The sequence below is a fragment of the Lichenicoccus sp. genome, assembly GCF_965277665.1.
GTDB lineage: Bacteria > Pseudomonadota > Alphaproteobacteria > Acetobacterales > Acetobacteraceae > Lichenicoccus.
In genome coordinates this window covers 1,852,705-1,869,776 of the sequence record NZ_OZ255835.1, presented here as the reverse complement: position 1 = coordinate 1,869,776, position 17,072 = coordinate 1,852,705, and the positions used below count along the sequence as shown (strand labels likewise).

Sequence of the window (17,072 nt, the reverse complement as noted above, 5' to 3'; positions counted from 1 at the left end):
ATGCATCCGCTGCCGCCGTCCCGAGAGCCGAACCCGGACAGCAGGCGTTGCGCGCCGCCAACCTTGGTGCGGCGCCTCGGCCGACACCTGCCGCACCTTCTGGGACTGCTGCTGCTGGCGGGCGCGGTGTTCGTCGTGCAGCGCGAGTTCCGCCATCTCAGCTTCGGCCAGGTCCGCGCCGGGCTCACCGCGATCCCCACCCCGGCGCTGCTGGCGTCGGCCGGATGCACCCTGGTCGCCTACTTCGTGCTGTCGTTCTACGACCGGCTGGCGGCGATCCATGTCGGCCATCCGCTTGCGTTCCGGCGCACCTTCTTCGCCTCGTTCTGTTCCTACGTACTGTCGCACAATCTCGGCTTCTCGGCGCTGTCGGGGGCCGCGGTGCGCTTCAGGCTGTATGGCAACTGGGGGCTCGCACCCGCGGAGATCGCGCAGATCATCGCCTTCTGCTCGGTCACCTTCGTGCTCGGCGCCTGCGCGCTGATCGGCGGCGTCTTGCTGATCGAGCCCGGCTCGCTGCCGATCCTGGGCGCGCTTGCACCGCACCTGCTGCTGCGCGCGGCCGGCCTCGCCGGCTGGGGCGTGGTGCTGGCCTACGTGCTGCTGTCGTGCCGGCCGAGGGTGCTCGCGTTCCGGCGCGTGCGCGTCGAACTGCCCGGGCTGCGCATGGCGGTCGGCCAGGTCGTGGTCGCAACCCTGGACGTGGCCGCGACCGCCGCCATCGCCTACACCCTGCTGCCGCCCACCGAGGGGCTCGGCTACGCGACCTTCCTTGCGATCTACATCGCCGCCTACACCGCAGGCCTGGTGGCCAGCGTGCCCGGCGGCCTCGGGGTGTTCGACGGCGCCATGCTGCTCGGCCTGTCGCACTGGCTGCCGGCGCCGCAGATCCTCGGCATGGTGTTCGTGTTTCGCATCTTCTACTACATCGTGCCGCTGTTCATCGCCGGCATCCTGTTCGCCGGCCACGAGATGCTGCTGCGTGGCCGGGCGATCGTGCAGGCGCGCCGTCCGGCGGACGCACGATACGCCGCCGCGATCCGGCCCTCCGGGGCGGTCCGGCCCGCCTTGTCGCTGCGGCAGAGCGAGGCGGATTTCTCGGTGATCGTGGCGGTGGGCGCGGTCTCGCTCTGTGGCGCCATGCTGCTGGCCCTCGGCGTGCTCGATCCCGCCTCCGACCTCGACGCCTTCATCCCGCCCGCGACCGGTCTGTTCGAGCAGCCGACCGGCTTCGCCTGGGTCACCGCGATGGCCCGCGACTACGTCCCGTCGCTGATCGGGGCGGGGTTGATGGCACTGGCGATCGGCCTGTCCAACCGCGTGACCCTGGCCTGGGGCACCACCATCGCGCTGCTCTGCGTGGGCGCCGGCCTGACCTTCCTGCGCGGCACGATGCCGCTGGTGCCGGGCGCGCTGGTGCTGACGGCGCTGGTGCTGGCACCGTTCCGCCACTCGTACTATCGGCATGCCCGCGTGCTGAGTGAACCGTTCGCCCCAGGCACCGCGCTGCCGCTGCTGCTGCTGGTCGGCTGCGTGCTGACCCTGGGCCGGCTGGAGCCGAACCTGCGCGCGATCGACGCCAACAGCTGGTGGGCGGTGGTGATCGGCGACGACGCCTCGAACCGCACCCGGCTGGCGCTGGGCTGCGCGGTGCTGCTGATGCTGCTGACCCTGTGGCGGCTGATCCTGCCGGGACGGATCGCGATCATCCCGTGGACCGACGAGCTGCGCGAGCGCTACCCCGACGGCGTGCCCGGACCGTTATCCCCGGACGGTGCGGTGGGCAGCGAGACCGCGCGCGCGTTGATCGCCTTCAAGCGTATCGACCGGCAACTGCCGCTGTTGCTGGGGCTCGGCGATCCCGTGGGTGCGGCGTCCGACCAGGTTTCGGCAATCTGGCGGCTGCGCGACCTCGCCTCGCAGGAAGGCCGCGACGTCGCGTTCTGCAATGTCGGGCCGGAGCTGCTGGACGTGTACGCCAATCTCGGCCTGATCGCGTGGCCGTTGCGCCAAGACGGCGAGAATGCGCGATACCTGTGCTGCCGCGCCGAGAGCGGGCCGGCCCTGCTGATGCGATTACGCAGCCAGAAAGAAAACCAGCGTCGGCTGGTGCAGTGACGGAACAATCGGAAACGTCTGCGCCACGCTTTCGATTTCTTATTTCAGTCGCCGGCGATTTCATAATTATCACGCAATTTTTCCCCGGCCCGGCGTGATTCGCGGCGCATAGTCCGTGCAGTGCCGGCACGAAGCCGGCCGAATACGTCCGGCGAACCGGGCGATCGGGAGGATTGAATGTCGAGACACTTCGAAACCGGCCATACCCTGGCCGCGCAGCGCGCATGCGCCGCGCGCACTGCGTTGTTCGCGCTGTCACTCATGGCCGGCACCGCGCTCGCCTTGCCGGCCGCACGCGCCCAGACCCCCAGCTTCACGCCGATCCGGCCGCCGGCGGCGCCGCTGATCACACGTGGGCCGTATCTGAACGTCTGGCTGAACAACAGCAGCGGTGTGCTGCCGGGCACCTGGCCGCAGCATTGGGACGGCACCGTGAAGGCGATCACCGGCATCGCCTACATCGACAGCCACCCCTACCTGTTCCTCGGTGATCCCGTGCTGCCGGCCGGCTCGCCGACGCTCAAGCCGATGGCGCAGACCTCGCTCAAGACCACGGCAACGCAGTCCGTGTTCACCTTCAATGCGGCAGGCGTCAACCTGACGGTCGATTTCCTGTCTCCCGTCGAGGCGACCGACCTGAAGCGGCTCAGCATGCCGCTGTCCGACATCATCGCCACCGCGCAGAGCAGCGACGGCAGCACCCACCAGGTGAAGCTCTATTTCGACATCAGTGCGGAATGGACCAACGGCAACGAGAGCGCGCTGGTCTCGTGGGCACCCGAGACGATCCCGCTCGACAGCGACGGCACGGCGGCGACCGGCAATCTCGCGGCCTGGACCGCGCAGCCGACCGCGCCGCAGGTGTTAACCCAGACCGGCAACTTCGCCGATTGGGGCACGTCGCTGTGGGCCACCAAGCAGGTCGCGGGCCTAACCGTGCAGAGCGGGCAGGACATCGTGGTGCGCTCGCTGTTCGCCGCGACCGGGACGCTCGCCGGCACCAACGACCTGAACCAGCCGCGCGCGATCAACAACGACTATCCGGTGTTCGCCTTTGCCAAGAACCTCGGCAGCGTCGGCAGCGTCGCGACATCGCCGTTCACCTTGCTGCTTGGCCGCGAGCGGGATCCGGCGATCAATTATCTCGGCAACTCGATCCGCTCGCTCTGGACGCAATATTTCCCGTCCTACGAGGCGATGCTGGCGTTCGCCTCGCATGACAGCGCAGCCGCGGTGACGCGCGCCGATACGCTCGACACCAATCTCACCGCGGCTGCGACGGCGGTGGGCGGGACGCAATACGCGGCACTTGCCGCGGTCACGCTGCGCCAGGCGTTCGCGGCGACCGAACTCACCAACACGATTGCCAACCCTTACCTGTTTCTCGAGGAGATCAGCAGCAGCGACAACGTCCAGACGGTGGACGTGCTGTTTCCGGCAAGCCCGGTGTTCCTCTACACCAACCCGGAACTGCTGCGTTACCTGATCGAACCGGTCATCGATTATTCCGAATCCGGCCAGTGGCCGGAGCTGTTCTCGCCGCACGATCTCGGCGCCCTGTATCCGAATGCGACCGGGCACAATGACGGCGGCGGCGAGAACATGCCGGTGGAGGAGACCGCCAACATGCTGATCATGGCGGACGCCTACATGCAGCACGTCTCCGCCGCCGAGGCCGCCACCTACGCCAATGCGCATTACGCGATCTTCAAGCAGTGGGCGACGTATCTGAACACCATCCCCGCGGGGGTCACCTACTCGAACGCGGTCGATCCGCAATACCAGAACCAGACCGACGACTTCGCCGGCCTGATCGCGCACAGCGTCAACCTTGCACTCAAGGGCATCGAGGGCATGGATGCGTTTTCGCAGATCGCCACCATGGCGGGCCAGAGCAAGGATGCGAGGACCTTCCGCACTGCCGCCGAGGAAGGCATCAGCACGTGGGAGCAGTTGTCGCAGAACAGCACCGGCGCGCACCTGCTGCACACGTACAAGGAGGCCGCCAACGCGTACAGCCCGAGCACGCTCACCGAAGCCGACACCGACTGGAGTGACGACTACAACGCCTACCCGAACGCGCTGCTCAAGCTGAGCCTGATCCCGCCATCGGTGCTTGCGGAACAGGCCGCCTTCTACAAGACGCAGATCAAGCCGTTGGGTCTCGAACTGCAGCCCGAGCAGATCCTGCAGTTCGGCTCGAGCACCGTCTATGACTACATCGCCAAGGCGGACTGGGAGCTCTGGACTGCGGCGGCGCTGGGTGATGCGACCTTGTCCACGGATATCGTGAACGCGGTGTACACCTACGCCAACACGACCACGGCAGGCCGGGCGTTCCCGGATCTCTACGACCCGACCGCCACCTGGACCGGCTTCGAGGCGCGCCCGGTGATGGGCGGCGCGTTCGCACCGCTGGCGCTGACGCTCAAGTCCGGCAAGTAGAACATGGGGCTGCTGCGCGTCGCAGGCGTGCAGCAGCCGCCTCGCTTCAGCCCTGCTTCAGTTCCCCGGGCTTGTGCACCGCCTGCTTGCCGCTCTTGGCACTCTTGACCAGGACCTGCGGGTCCTCCTCGGTCGCCTTCGCGGTATGGCCCTTCACCTTGGTCGTGCTGGTGACGGTCTTCTCGACGGTGCCGTGGGTCTCGCCCTGCGCGGTATTCCACTTCACTTTATCACCAGGCTTGGTATCGCCCTGCTTCGGTGTGCTCGTCATGCGCGCCTCCTGTCCCGCAGGCTGAACCGGCGGACCCGGGTCCGGTTCAGACCTCTCCCGGCACCGTGACCGGGCCGCCCGCAAGGCGCGGCGCCGATGCCACCAGCGACGCGCTGTACGGGTCGCGCGGCCGGTTGACGAGCTGCTCGGTAGGCGCCAGTTCGACGATCCGCCCGGCCCGCAGCACCGCGATGCGGTCGGCGAGCCAGGCGATGGCGGCGATGTCGTGGCTGATCATCACGTAGGCGAGGCGCTCGTCGCGGCTGAGGTCGCGCAGCAAATTCAGCAGCATCGCCTGGGTCGAGACATCGAGCGCCGAGGTCGGCTCGTCCAGCACGATGATGTCCGGCCGCGCCGCCAGCGCCCGTGCCACCGCGACCCGCTGCGCCTGGCCGCCGGAGATGGCGTTCGGCCGTCGCTGCGCCAGCGCCGCATTGAGCCCGACCCGTTCCAGCAGGGCGGCGGTCTGCCGGCGCAGGCTGTCATGGTCGTGCTGGCCGCCGAGCCGGAGCGCCTCGGCGATGATCGCGCCGACGCGCAGCCGCGGGTTCAGGCTCTCGCGCGGGTCCTGGAACACCACCTGCACCCGCCGCCGCTCGCGCCTGCGATCCCCCGCCGACAGGTCGCCGAGCGCGCGGCCGTCGAGCAGGATGCGGCCCTCGTACTGCAGCATGTGCAGGATGGCGCGGCCCAGCGTGGATTTGCCCGAACCGCTCTCGCCGACGATGCCCAGGCACTCGCCGCGCGCCAGCTCCAGGCTGACGGAGTCCAGCGACGGCGCCACCGTTGTCCTGCGGCCGCCGAGCAGGCCGCCGCGCGCGCCGTAGCGGATGGTGACCGACTGCAGCTGCAGCAGGGCACTCCCCGGCACCGGCGCTGCCGCGGGTTGCGAGGCGGCGATCGCGGCGGCCACCGGGATGTCCGCCAGCGGGAACAGGCAGGCCGCCTGCGTGCGTCCGTCGCCGACCGGGGGAGGATAGGCCCGCGTGCACACCTCCTGCCGCTGCGGACAGCGCGGCGCGAAGCGGCAACCGGCCGGGCGATGCCCGGGGTCCGGCATGGTGCCGCCGATGCCGCGCAGGGTCGCCTGGCCCAGGCGCGGCACCGCGGCCAGCAATGCATGGCTGTACGGGTGGCGCGGATGCGCGAAGAAGGCCGGCGCCTCGCCCCATTCGACGCTGCGTCCGGCATACAGCACGCACAGACGCTGCGCGTGCTTTTCCACCAGCGAGAGGTCGTGGGTGATGAACAGCAGCCCCATGCGGTGGTCGCGCTGCAGCCGGGCCAGCAGGTCGAGGATCTGGCGCGCCACCAGCGGATCGAGGCCGGTGGTCGGCTCGTCGGCGATCAGCAGCTTCGGGTTGCAGGCGAGGGCGGCGGCGATCATCACCCGCTGCCGCTGGCCGCCGGAGAACTGGTGCGGGAACTCGTCGAGGCGTCGCGCCGGATCGGGAATGCCGACCTCGCCGAGCAGCTCGATCGCATGCCGGCGGGCAGCACGCGCGGAGGCGCCGGTATGCAGCCGGTGGCCCTCGGCGACCTGCCGCCCGATGGTCATCGACGGGTTCAGCGCCGAGAGCGGGTTCTGGAACACCATGCCGACGCTGCCGCGGCGCGCGCGCATCTGCTGTTCGTCGAGTTTTACCAGGTCGTCTCCGTTGAAGAGCGCCTGGCCGGTGATGCGCGCCCCCGGCGGCAGCAGCCGCATCACCGCGAGTGCGGCGATGGTCTTGCCCGAGCCGCTCTCGCCGACCAGCGCGGTCATCTCGCCCTCGCGCACCTCGAGGTCGAGATCCTCCAGCACCGGTGCGACATTCGACGCAAGGCGGGGCCCGTCGCGGCTGGCCAGCTCGACGCCGAGATGCCGCAGCGACAGCACTGTTCCAGGTCCCGTCATCGCGTGCCTCCGCGTGCCAGCAGGCCCTGGCCGATCAGCGAAGTCGCCAGCATCGCCGAAAAAATCATCAGGCCGGGCGGCACGATCAGCCACCAGGCATCGAGCGCCACCAGGTCTAGGCCTTCCTGCAGCAGGCCGCCCCAGCTGGTATGCGGCGGCTGCACGCCCAGGCCGAGGAACGACAGTGCGGAGAGCGCGAAGATCATGTCGCCGACCAGGAAGGTGAAGTTGACCACCAGCACCGGCGCCATCACCCGCAGCAGGTGGGTGCCGGCGATATGCGCCAGGCCGCCGCCGAGCTGGCGCGAAGCGTGCACGAAGTCGCGGTCGCGCTGCGCCAGGGTCTCGTTGCGCACCAGGCGCGCCAGCGACGGCCACGAGATCAGGCCGAGCAGCAGGATCAGGCTGCCGGTGGTGAGCGGCACGATGGCGCCGAAGAAGATCAGCACCACCAGCCCCGGCAGCGCCAGCACCGCATCGAGCAGCCGCATCAGTGCCTGGTCGAGCAGGCGCGGGCCGAGCCCGGAGGCCAGGCCGTACAGCGTGCCGACAAGGAAGGCGACCAGGGTGGCGGGGAGTGCGACGTAGAGCGTCGAGCGGCCGGCCACCAGCAGGCGGGCAAAGGCGTTGCGGCCGAGATCGTCGGTGCCGAAGGGGTAGGTGGCACTTGGAGCGGCCAGCACGCTGGCGGTGTGCAGCGCGAACGGGTCGCGGCCGTACAGCACCGGACCGATCGCCGAGGCCAGCAGGATCACCGCCGCCAGCGCCAGCCCGGCATTGAGCGTGGCATTGCTGCCGTCCAGCCGCAGCAGCCGCGCCAGGATCGACGACGCGCCGAGGCGCACCGGGACCGATGGTTGGGTGGCGTCAAGCCCAGGGACCTCAAGCATAGCCTGTCCTCGGATCGAGCAGCGTGTTGGCGATGTCTGCGAGCAGGTTGCCCAGCACGGTCAGGATGCCGATCACCAGCACGATGCCGATGAGCACCGGGTAGTCCTGCGCCAGCGCCGAACGCCAGAGCAGCCAGCCCAGGCCCGGATAGGAGAACACCGTCTCCACCACCACGCCGCCGGCGAAGATCGAGGGCAGGGAAAGCCCGAGCACGGTGACCAGCGGGCGCATCGCGTTGCGGATGACGTGGTGCACCAGGATACGCGACGGCGACGCGCCTCGGGCGGCGGCCGAGCGTACATAGTCGCGGCCGAGCTCCTCGTGCACCGACTGCGCGAAGTAGCGCGACAGCACCGGGACCGTCAGCAGGACGATGGTGACGGCCGGCAGCGCCATGTGCAGTGCGTTCGACGCGACGGTCTGGTGCGCGAGGCGAAGGTTCTCCAGGCCGCCTGCGGGAAACCAGCCGAGCTGCATCGAGAAGAACAGGATCAGCAGGGTGCCGCTGAAGAACGACGGCATCGCGTACAGCGCCAGCTCCAGGCCGCCGATGACCCGGCCCGGCGTTCGGTCATAGTACACGCCATGCGCCAGCCCGAGTGCCAAGGCGATCAGCAGGCTGCCGACCAGGGACACGACCTGCAGCGAGAGCGTGTTGAGCTCGTAGCTGACGATCAGGCTGCCGACCGGGCGTTCCACCGCATAGGACGTGCCCAGCTGGCCATGCGCGAGGTCGATCCACCAGCGGAAATATTGCTGCCAGAACGGCAGGTCGAGACCGAGCGCGTGGTTGAGCTCGCGGATCGAGGCGGGCGAGGCCTTGGGGCCGAGGATCTGGTACACTGGGCTGCCAGGGGCGATGTGCACCAGCACGAAGGTCAGCGTGATCAGGATGGCGAGCGACAGCGCGGCGCTGCCCAGCTTGCGGCCGATGCCCCAGACTATGCGGGTCATTGGATGCGCATCATCGATGTTTCACCGGGCTGCACGCTCCGCATTGCATGCCATGTCGCCGGACAGAGACAGCAATTCCGGCGACCACGAGCCGAGCGGGCTCTCCATCTCGCGCAGGCCGTGCACCTCCGGGCGCGCCAGCAGCGAGATCGCGCCGTCCGGCAGGAAGATCACCGGCTGCTGGCCGGCGGTGTAGTCCTGCGCCGCCTGCAAGGCCTGGGCCCCGGCGTCGCTCACCACGGCGCGGTTCAGCGCATCCATCTTCGCATCCTCGTAGTGTCCGTAGTTCGAGGCGCCGTCGGCGGAGAAGAATTGCTGGCCGTCCGGGTACCCCTCGATGGTCTGGCCGATCATGTTGCCCTCCCAGTCATGGCCGTTGCCCCTCATCGTCGCGATCAGGTCGTTGAATTCAAGTCCGTGCAGGTCGACGGCAATACCGACCGCGGCGAGGTTGCGCTGCGCCACCTGCAGCTCGACCAGGCGGTCGACGACGCCCGCCGAAACGCCGATCGAGAAGCGCAGCGCCCGGCCGTTCCTGGTGCGTATGCCGTCCGGTCCCGGTCGCCAGCCGGCCTCGTCGAGCAGGGCGCGGGCCTGTGCGGGATCATGCCGCAGCGACGGATAGCCCTCGCGTGCAGCCTGTGAGACGAAGCCGGTCATCGCCGGCGGCACCGGCCCATGCACCTCGCCGGCCTGCCCGTGCCAGGCGAGCGCGATCATCTCGGCCTGGTCGATGGCAAGCGCGATCGCCCGGCGCACCCGCACGTCGCGCAGGGAGGGCGCGGTCGCGCTGTGCATGTTCAGGTAGAGCACCATGTAGCCGAACGGGCCGTCGAGCCTCGTCGTGGCAAAGCCGGGCAGCGCGCGGGCGAGGTCCCAGAGCCGGAACGGGATGTCGGCGGCATCGATCTCGCCGGCACGCAGTGCCTGCAGCGGCGAGCCTCCCTCGAGGAAATCCACCACCAGCCTGTGTATCGCAGGCTTCGTGCCGCCATAGAGCGGGTTGCGCACCAGCGTCAGATGCCGGCCGACGACGAAATCGTCGAGCATGAACGGGCCGTCCGAGACCCGGAACAGGTCGGGATCGGTCTGCCGCATGCGCATCTGCTCCAGCGTCATGCCACGATAGACATGCTCCGGCAGCACCATGATGGAGAGCCCGGTGCGCAGGAACCAGTCCGGGTTGACGCTGCGGTCGAGCGTCAGCGTGACGTCGTGGCGGCTGTCGCTGCGGACGTCGGCGATGAAGTCGGGGATGCCGCCGATGCCGTAGCTGACATAGGCCGGCCCGAGCCGGCGGATCGTTTCGAAGGTGAACAGCACGTCGCTCGCGGTCACCGGCACGCCGTCCGACCAGTGCCAGGGCTTGATGGTGAAATGCCAGGTGCGGCCGCCATCCGAGGTCGTCACCGCCGAGGCCAGGCTCGCTCCGGGATCGTAGTTCACGTGGCGGTCGAGCCAGACCAGCGGCCGGTAGATCTGCTGCATGATCTGCAGGTTGTAGGTGAGGCTGGTGAGCAGCGGGTTCAGGGAATTCACCGCCTGCGGATCGGCCTGGCCGAGCCCCGAGGGCAGCACCACGGTGCCGCAGGTCGGCGCCGGGGCGGCGGCGGCGCAGATGATCGCCGCCGCCAGCATCGCGCCGGTCGTGTGCGCGTTCGTGACGCTCAACGCGCGCTCGTCCCGGCGGAAGCGGTCTGCGCCGGGCACGCCATGTCGCCCGACAGGCTCAGCAACTCCGGCGACCAGGTGCCGGTCGGGCTGGCCATGTCGCGCAGCCCGTGCAGCTCCGGCCGTGCCAGCAGCGAGATCGCGCCGGTCGGCAGGAAGATGAAGGGCTGCTGCTCGGCGGCGTAATCCTGCGCCTCGTCGAGCGCCTGGCTTCCGGCGGTGGTCGCCACGGCGGCGTTCAGCGCGTCCATCTTCTTGTCCTCGAAATGGCCGAAATTCTGCGCGCCGTCCGAGGAGAAGAATTCCTGGCTGTCCGGAAACGCCTCGACGGTCCAGGCGATAACGATGCTGTTCCAGTCATGGCCGTTGCCCTGCAACGTTGCAATCAGCTCGCTGAACTCGACGCCGCGTATGTCGATGCCGATGCCGACCGCAGCGAGGTTGCGTTGCGCTGCCTGCAAAACGATGAAGCGGTCGATGGCGCCTGACGACACCTCGACCTCGAACTGCAGTCGCTGGCCGTCCTTGACGCGTGTGCCGTCGGGGCCGGGATGCCAGCCGGCTGCATCGAGCAGTGCCCGCGCGCGCGCCGGCGAGAACTGCATGGACGGATAGCCTGCGCGCGCCTCGGGCGACAGGAACCTGGTGATCGCCGGAGGCACCGAACCGTGGACCGGCTTCGCCTGCCCGTGATACGCAAGCGAGATGATCTCGTTCTGGTCGAGAGCGAGTGCGATCGCCTGCCGCACCCGCAGGTCGCGCAGGAACGGAGCATTCCGGCTGCGGAAATTCATGATCATCGACAGGTAGCCGAACGGGCCGTCGAGCTTGATCGTGCGCAGGTTCGGCAGCGCGGTGGCGAGATCCCAGAGTTCGAACGGGATGCTGGCCGCATCGATCTCGCCGGAGCGGAGCGCCTGCAGCGCGTTGCCGCCTTCGAGAAAGTCCAAAACCAGCCGGCGTATCCTGGGCTGAATGCCCCCGTAGCGCGGGTTCGGCACCAGGACGATGTGCCGCCCGACGGCGTAGTCGGCGAGCACGAATGGTCCGTCCGACACCTTGAACAAGGTGGGGTCGGTTTGCCGCATGCGCATCTCGCGCAGGCTCAGGCTACGATAGACGTGCTCGGGCAGCACCTTCACGCTGTTGCCCAGGCCGAGCCGGAGGAACCAGTCCGGATTGACCGGATGGTTGAGGGTCATGGTGACGTCGTGCGGACCGGTCGCGCGCACGCTCTGGATGAAATCCGGGACACCGCCGATGCCGGAGAGGACGTAGGAAGGACCGAGCCGGCGCATCAGCTCGAAGGTGAACACGACGTCGGCGGGGGTGACCGGCACGCCGTCCGACCACTGCCAGGGCTTGATGGTGAAACGCCAAGTGTGGCCGCCGTCCGGGGTCACCGCCGCCGAGGCGAGGCTGAGCGCCGGGTCATAGTCCAGATGCCGGTCCAGCCAGATCAGCGGGCGGTAGATCTGGTAGATGACCTCCTGGTTGTAGATCGAGTTGGTCAGCAGCGGGTTCAGCGACGTCACCGCGGATGGCGCGCCTTGGCCAAGCCCGATCGGCAGCACCACCGTGCCGCAGGTCTGTACTGGAGCGGCGGCGGCGCACAAGAGCGCGCAGGTCAGCAGCGCGCCGATCCTGCGCGGGTTCGGAATGCTCAAGGCGCGAGCCGCGCGGCGGCGGCTGCAACCTGGGAGGTACACGCCATGTTACCTGACAGGGTCAGCAACTCCGGCGACCAGGCGCCATTCGGGCTGATCATGTCGGCGAGGCCGTGCAGGTCCGGGCGCGAGAGCACCGACACCTGGCCACTCGGCAGGAAGATGAACGGCTGCTGTTCGGCGGCGAAATCCTGCGCCGCGTCCAGCGCCTGGTGTCCTGCCGCTACCACCACGGCCTGGTTCAGGGCATCCATCTTCCTGTCTTCGTAATGACCGAAGTTCTGTGCCCCGTTCGAGGAGAAGAATTCCTGGCTGTCCGGATACCCGTTGACGCTCCAGCCGATGACGCCGGTGTTCCAGTCATGGCCGTTGCCCATCATCGTCGCGATCATCTCGTTGAACTCGACGGCGCGGATGTTCATCTCGATGCCGACGGCGGCGAGGTTGCGCTGGACGATCTGGAGATAGATCAGCGCGCTGGCCGTTCCCGAGGTTGCCTCGTCCTCGAACTGCAGCCGCCTGCCGTCCTTGACGCGGATGCCGTCCGGCCCCGGATGCCAGCCGGCGGCGTCGAGCAGCGCCCGCGCCCGCTCCGGCGCGTACTGCAGCGCGGGATAGCCGTCCCTGGCGCGGGGCGACAGGAAGCCGGTCATCGCCGGGGGCACCGGCCCGTGGATCGGCGTCGACTGGCCGTGATAGACGAGCGATCTGATCTCCTGCTGGTCGATGGCCAGCGCCATCGCCTGCCGCACCCGCACGTCGCGCAGAAACGGCGCGCTGCGGCTGCGGAAATTCAGGATCATCGCGTCATAGCCGAACGAACCGCCGAGCCTGGTCGTGCGCAGGTTCGGCAGCGCGGTGGCGAGATCCCAGAGCGGGAACGGAATGTTCGCAGCGTCGATCTCGCCGGAACGCAGCGCCTGCAGCGGATCGCCGCCCTCGAGGAAATCGATCACCAGGCGCTTCAGCGTCGGCCTGCTGCCGCCGTAGAGCGGGTTCGGCACCAGCGTGATGTATCGCCCGACCGCGAACGCGTCGATCAGGAACGGGCCGTCGGACACCCGGAACAGGCTGGGGTCGGTCTGGCGCATGCGCATGTCGCGCAGGCTCAGGTCGCGATACACATGCTCGGGCAGCACGGGAATGCCGGCGAGGCCGAGCCGCAGGAACCAGTCGGGATTGACCGCGCGGTTGAGCGTCAGGATGACCTCGTGCGCCCCGGTCGCGCGCACGTCCTGGAAGTAGTCCGGAACGCCGCCGATGCCGGAGTGGACGTAGGCCGGCCCGAGGCGCCGGATCAGGCCGAGGGTGAACACGAGGTCGGCCGGGGTGAGCGGCACGCCGTCCGACCACAGCCAGGGCTTGATGGTGAAGCGCCAGCTATGCCCGCCATCCGGGGTCACCACCGCCGCGGCGAGGCTGCGGGCCGGATCGTAGTCCAGATGCCGGTCCAGCGAGATTAGCGGGCGGTAGATCTGGCCGAACACCTCGGAATTGTATTCCGAATTGGACAGCAGCGGGTTCAGCGAGGTCACGGCGGCCGGCGCCGTCACGCCCAGGCCGGGCGGCAGCACCACGGTGCCGCAGGCGGAGGGTGCGGCATGCCCCGCGACCGGGACCGAAAGGGCAAGCAGCACGCCCAGAAATCGAGACAGCGTCTTCACGCTCTCGCGTTTAGGGCGGCGCTCCTGTCATGTCCAGGGCGCAACGCACCTCTGCTTGTAACGCAGGTAGCACGATCTCGCGGAACCACGGGTTACGGCTTTCCCACACGCCGGTGCGCCAGGAGGGATGCGGCAGCGGGAAGGTGCGTGGCAGGTAGTGTCGAAAATTCTCCACCCGCGCGGTCATCGCACCTGGGCCGAGCACGTGGTTCTGTGCGTAGGTGCCGATCAGCAGCGTGAGCCGGATGTCGGGCATCAGGCGCAGCACCCGGTCGCGCCACAGCGGCGCGCATTCCGGTCGCGGCGGGCGGTCGCCGCCCTGTGGCAGCCGGCCCGGGTAGCACAGCCCCATCGGCAGGATGGCGACCCGGCTGGTGTCGTAGAAGATCTCGCGGCCGATGCCGAGCCAGCCGCGCAGGCGCTCGCCGGACTGGTCCCAGAACGAGATGCCCTTTTCATGCACCTTGGTGCCGGGCGCCTGGCTGGCGATCAGCAGGCGGGCGGTGGGCGAGACATGCAGGATCGGGCGCGGGCCGAGCGGCAAGTGGGCGGCGCAGTGCCGGCACGCCCGCACCTCGGCGACCAGGCGGTCGAGTTTGCCGGCGTCGCTCACGCGGAACGGCGAGATTGCGCGCGTGGCGCCCGAACTGATGAACGCACTATCCCGCGCCGCGGCCGACGCGGTAACATCCGGTTCAGGAGGGTCCTGTTGGTAGTGTCAGTCCCGAAGTGTTCGAGGCCTTCCGGTCGATCAACGTCCCGGAGGACAAGGCGATGCGCGCCGCCACCGCGCTGAGCGAGCGCGACACGGACGTCGTCGACATCAAGCGCGACGTCGCGGTTCTGAAATGGATGGTGGGCAGTCTCTACCCGCTGATCGTCGCGATCTTGCTCAAGCTCTTTCTGCACTGATCTACACACTAGATGATGCCCGCGCTTAGAGACCGTTCGAGAATGGGCTCCGGCTCTGTCAGAGGCGCCCCAAGGCGCCGCCCGGCGTGACTTTTCGAGCACCGAAGCGGAGCGGCCTCCTGGCCGTGAGCATCGGAGCGCCGAAAAGGCGCGTCGGATGACCGCCGTAGCGCAGTCTCGGACGGTCTCTCAGGGTTCGTTGGTTTGGCTTTCTTGCACGCCTAGCGTGAACACCACGATGCGCTGGCCGCCATGCGCGAAGCTCAGCGAACAGGGCACCAGGGTGCCGCGCACCATCTCCTGGGTCGCCTGGGTCAGCGAGAATTCTGCCTGCACCGGCTGGTAGCGGCCATCGGTCGAGGCCGGGATGTCCAGCCCGTTGAACTGGCCGTTCGGGAACTGCCGCAGGCTGCCGTTGAGCAGCGCCATGTGGCCGCTGCCGGGGCAGGCCGCGTTGATCAGCCGGTCGGGCAGGCTGCCCTGGTTGGTGATCGTGGTCGAGAGCTGGGCCGCGTGGTCCTGGTCGTCGCCGTCGCCGCGCGAGGGGCCGATCTGTAGCGGGCCGGCGACCTGGGTCATCGCCTGACCCGGGACCGCGACCGCGAGGACGGGCACGGCGAGTGCCAGAGTTCTAGCCAAGCTCATAATCGACCTCCGGGTGATAGACCGCCTGCTCGCGGCCGAGCAGCGACGAGAACAGCGTGAAGTGCGTGATCGCAACGCTTTCCGAGCGCAGCAAGTTGTGCGCCTGGATCCAGCGCGCAACGGCGGGCTCGGCCGCCGCATCGACCCGGGCCAGTGACACGTGCGGCTGGAACCGCCTGCGCTCCGGCGGCAGGCCGATGCGGGCAAGTGCGGTCTCGATCTTGGCCTGCAGGCGCTCGAGCGGCTCGCTCCGCTCAACGCCCGCCCAGAGCGATACCACCTTGCCTGATCTGCCGAACATGCCGGTGCCGCTCAGCGCCAGCGCGAACCGCCGCCCGCGGAGTGCTGCGAGCGCATGGTCGATCTCCTCGGCCACCACCCGGTCGGCCTCGCCGATGAAACGCAGCGTCAGATGCAGGTTCGCGGGCGGGATCCAGCGCGCCCCGGCGAGGCTGCCGGCCAGCGCCGTGAGCCGCTCGCGCAGCGCATCGGGCAGGTCGAGGGCCACGAACAGCCTCACCTGTGCCGTGCCTCGCCGATCAGCGCGCGCACCTGCGGCATCAGCCTCGCCACGATGACGCGCACGCCCGCTGCGTTGGGGTGGATGTGGTCGCCCTGCTCGAAATCCTCGTGGGTGGCGACACCCTGCAGGAAGAACGGGTCGTACAGCAGGCCGGGTCGGTGCGAGAGCCGCTCGAAGGCGGCGGCGAAGGCGCGCGCATAATCCTGGCCCATGTTCGGCGGCGCCATCATGCCGGACAGCAGCACCGGGATGTGCCGGGTCTGCAGCCGGTCCAGGATGGCCGCGATGTTGCGCTCCATCTGCGCGGGCGGCTGGCCGCGCAGGCCGTCATTGCCGCCGAGCTCGACGATCGCGGCATCCGGATTGTCGCCGAGCGCCCAGTCGAGGCGGGCGACCGCCCCGGTCGAGGTGTCGCCGGAGACGCCGCCATCGAGCACGTGCGCATCGAGCCCGGCTTTGTCGATCGCCTGCTGCAGAACGCTGGTAAAGGCCTGCTCGTGCTCCAGCCCGTAGCCGGCGGTGAGGCTGTCACCCAGTGCCAGAAGCTGCACCGGTGCTGCCTGTGCCGAGGCCGCCGCCGGGGCCCACAGGCAAACCAGAACCAGGCAAACCAGGCCGGCGGCGTGCGTTGTCGTCCACCATGCAGCCAGGCGGAGATCACGTGGACGGATCGGCAGCTCTGCCTCCTCGGGACAAGGACTCGCATGCCATGCTGCAGGCGCGCGACCTCTGGCTGACGGTGCCCGCGCGTCCCGGGGCGGTCAACTCGCGCGGCACGTCCTTGGATATCGTGCGCGGCGCCTCGCTGGATCTCGCCGCCGGGGTCTCGCTCGGCATCGTCGGGCCGTCCGGTTCGGGCAAGACCAGCCTGCTGATGCTGCTGGCCGGGCTGGAACCGCCCTCGCGCGGCAGCGTGCGCATCGACGGCACCGACCTCGCCTCCCTTACCGAGGACCAGCGCGCGCAGTTCCGCGGCCGCTGCATCGGCATCGTGTTCCAGTCCTTCCACCTGATCCCGACCATGACCACGCTGGAGAACGTCGCCATCCCGCTGGAACTCACCGGCCGCGCCGATGCCGGCTGGATCGCGGCGGACGCCCTCGACCAGGTCGGCCTGTCGCACCGCCTCGACCACCGCCCGGGCCAGCTCTCCGGCGGCGAGCAGCAGCGCGTGGCGCTGGCGCGTGCCTTCGCGCCGGGGCCGCGCCTGCTGCTGGCCGACGAGCCGACCGGCAATCTCGACCTCGCCACCGGCGGCCGCGTCGCCGACCTGATGTTCGCCCTGCAGCGCGAGCACGGCACCACCCTGATCCTGATCACCCACGAGCCGGCCCTGGCCGCGCGCTGCGACCGGGTGCTGTCGGTGAGCGACGGCCAGCTGTCGGAGCCGCATCTGTCCGGCTCAGGCCGCTAG

Annotated in this window: 15 protein-coding genes; 4 read left to right on the top strand and 11 right to left on the bottom strand. The window is 69.1% G+C overall.

The genetic code is table 11. The features are described from left to right. The gene (locus ACQY4O_RS08545; RefSeq protein WP_428375794.1) at window positions 1–2,118 is read left to right on the top strand and encodes a lysylphosphatidylglycerol synthase domain-containing protein; all 2,118 of its coding nucleotides are present in this window, start codon (window positions 1–3) and stop codon (window positions 2,116–2,118) included. Between the two features lie 177 nt (window positions 2,119–2,295). Then, window positions 2,296–4,563: a glutaminase domain-containing protein gene (locus ACQY4O_RS08540; protein ID WP_428375792.1), complete on the top strand. Its 2,268-nt coding sequence runs from the start codon at window positions 2,296–2,298 to the stop codon at window positions 4,561–4,563. Between the two features lie 46 nt (window positions 4,564–4,609). On the opposite strand, the gene ACQY4O_RS08535 is transcribed toward ACQY4O_RS08540, so the two are convergent. From ACQY4O_RS08535 to ACQY4O_RS08500, 8 genes are read right to left on the bottom strand one after another with little or no spacing between them, the layout of a single operon-like run. Beyond that, complete coding sequence (locus ACQY4O_RS08535; RefSeq protein WP_428375791.1) at window positions 4,610–4,834, bottom strand: DUF2945 domain-containing protein; 225 nt, start codon at window positions 4,832–4,834, stop codon at window positions 4,610–4,612. A 46-nt stretch (window positions 4,835–4,880) separates the two neighbouring features. Next, window positions 4,881–6,731: a dipeptide ABC transporter ATP-binding protein gene (locus ACQY4O_RS08530; protein WP_428375790.1), complete on the bottom strand. Its 1,851-nt coding sequence runs from the start codon at window positions 6,729–6,731 to the stop codon at window positions 4,881–4,883. Further along, the gene (locus tag ACQY4O_RS08525; RefSeq protein ID WP_428375788.1) at window positions 6,728–7,621 is read right to left on the bottom strand and encodes an ABC transporter permease; all 894 of its coding nucleotides are present in this window, start codon (window positions 7,619–7,621) and stop codon (window positions 6,728–6,730) included. The genes ACQY4O_RS08530 and ACQY4O_RS08525 overlap by 4 nt, the downstream gene beginning before the upstream one ends. Continuing rightward, window positions 7,614–8,576 carry an ABC transporter permease gene (locus ACQY4O_RS08520; RefSeq protein WP_428375786.1) on the bottom strand — a complete coding sequence of 321 codons (963 nt, stop codon included), beginning with the start codon at window positions 8,574–8,576 and terminating at the stop codon, window positions 7,614–7,616. The genes ACQY4O_RS08525 and ACQY4O_RS08520 overlap by 8 nt, the downstream gene beginning before the upstream one ends. Before the next feature lie 21 nt (window positions 8,577–8,597). Beyond that, a complete protein-coding gene (locus ACQY4O_RS08515) occupies window positions 8,598–10,286 on the bottom strand; it encodes a peptide ABC transporter substrate-binding protein (protein WP_428375784.1) in 1,689 nt (562 codons plus the stop codon). Beyond that, entirely contained in the window at window positions 10,244–11,914 is a 1,671-nt protein-coding gene (locus tag ACQY4O_RS08510) for a peptide ABC transporter substrate-binding protein (RefSeq protein ID WP_428375783.1), read from the bottom strand. The genes ACQY4O_RS08515 and ACQY4O_RS08510 overlap by 43 nt, the downstream gene beginning before the upstream one ends. Continuing rightward, window positions 11,911–13,578 carry a peptide ABC transporter substrate-binding protein gene (locus tag ACQY4O_RS08505; protein WP_428375781.1) on the bottom strand — a complete coding sequence of 556 codons (1,668 nt, stop codon included), beginning with the start codon at window positions 13,576–13,578 and terminating at the stop codon, window positions 11,911–11,913. Before ACQY4O_RS08505 ends, ACQY4O_RS08510 begins: the two co-directional genes overlap by 4 nt. A gap of 10 nt (window positions 13,579–13,588) precedes the next feature. Next, entirely contained in the window at window positions 13,589–14,191 is a 603-nt protein-coding gene (locus ACQY4O_RS08500) for a uracil-DNA glycosylase family protein (RefSeq protein ID WP_428375779.1), read from the bottom strand. Window positions 14,192–14,307: 116 nt separating this feature from the next. Between ACQY4O_RS08500 and ACQY4O_RS08495 the strand changes: the two genes are divergently transcribed. Then, a complete protein-coding gene (locus ACQY4O_RS08495; RefSeq protein ID WP_428375778.1) occupies window positions 14,308–14,490 on the top strand; it encodes a hypothetical protein in 183 nt (60 codons plus the stop codon). A 189-nt stretch (window positions 14,491–14,679) separates the two neighbouring features. On the opposite strand, the gene ACQY4O_RS08490 is transcribed toward ACQY4O_RS08495, so the two are convergent. Genes ACQY4O_RS08490 through ACQY4O_RS08480 form a run of 3 tightly spaced genes read right to left on the bottom strand, consistent with a single transcriptional unit; the run spans window position 14,680 to window position 16,209 of the window. Then, on the bottom strand, window positions 14,680–15,135 hold the full coding sequence (locus tag ACQY4O_RS08490) for a hypothetical protein (RefSeq protein WP_428375777.1): 456 nt from the start codon (window positions 15,133–15,135) through the stop codon (window positions 14,680–14,682). After that, window positions 15,122–15,655: an RNA 2',3'-cyclic phosphodiesterase gene (thpR, locus tag ACQY4O_RS08485; RefSeq protein WP_428375776.1), complete on the bottom strand. Its 534-nt coding sequence runs from the start codon at window positions 15,653–15,655 to the stop codon at window positions 15,122–15,124. Before thpR ends, ACQY4O_RS08490 begins: the two co-directional genes overlap by 14 nt. Continuing rightward, on the bottom strand, window positions 15,652–16,209 hold the full coding sequence (locus ACQY4O_RS08480) for an arylesterase (RefSeq protein WP_428375775.1): 558 nt from the start codon (window positions 16,207–16,209) through the stop codon (window positions 15,652–15,654). The genes thpR and ACQY4O_RS08480 overlap by 4 nt, the downstream gene beginning before the upstream one ends. Window positions 16,210–16,367: 158 nt before the next feature. Between ACQY4O_RS08480 and ACQY4O_RS08475 the strand changes: the two genes are divergently transcribed. Further along, window positions 16,368–17,072, top strand: a complete 705-nt coding sequence (locus ACQY4O_RS08475) for an ABC transporter ATP-binding protein (protein ID WP_428375774.1) — start codon at window positions 16,368–16,370, stop codon at window positions 17,070–17,072.

Coding starts and splice junctions, on each gene's coding strand:
- ACQY4O_RS08545 (WP_428375794.1), top strand. CDS start 1: ATGCATCCGCTGCCGCCGTCCCGAGAGCCGAACCCGGACAGCAGGCGT.
- ACQY4O_RS08540 (WP_428375792.1), top strand. CDS start 2,296: ATGTCGAGACACTTCGAAACCGGCCATACCCTGGCCGCGCAGCGCGCA.
- ACQY4O_RS08535 (WP_428375791.1), bottom strand. CDS start 4,834: ATGACGAGCACACCGAAGCAGGGCGATACCAAGCCTGGTGATAAAGTG.
- ACQY4O_RS08530 (WP_428375790.1), bottom strand. CDS start 6,731: ATGACGGGACCTGGAACAGTGCTGTCGCTGCGGCATCTCGGCGTCGAG.
- ACQY4O_RS08525 (WP_428375788.1), bottom strand. CDS start 7,621: ATGCTTGAGGTCCCTGGGCTTGACGCCACCCAACCATCGGTCCCGGTG.
- ACQY4O_RS08520 (WP_428375786.1), bottom strand. CDS start 8,576: ATGACCCGCATAGTCTGGGGCATCGGCCGCAAGCTGGGCAGCGCCGCG.
- ACQY4O_RS08490 (WP_428375777.1), bottom strand. CDS start 15,135: ATGAGCTTGGCTAGAACTCTGGCACTCGCCGTGCCCGTCCTCGCGGTC.
- ACQY4O_RS08475 (WP_428375774.1), top strand. CDS start 16,368: ATGCTGCAGGCGCGCGACCTCTGGCTGACGGTGCCCGCGCGTCCCGGG.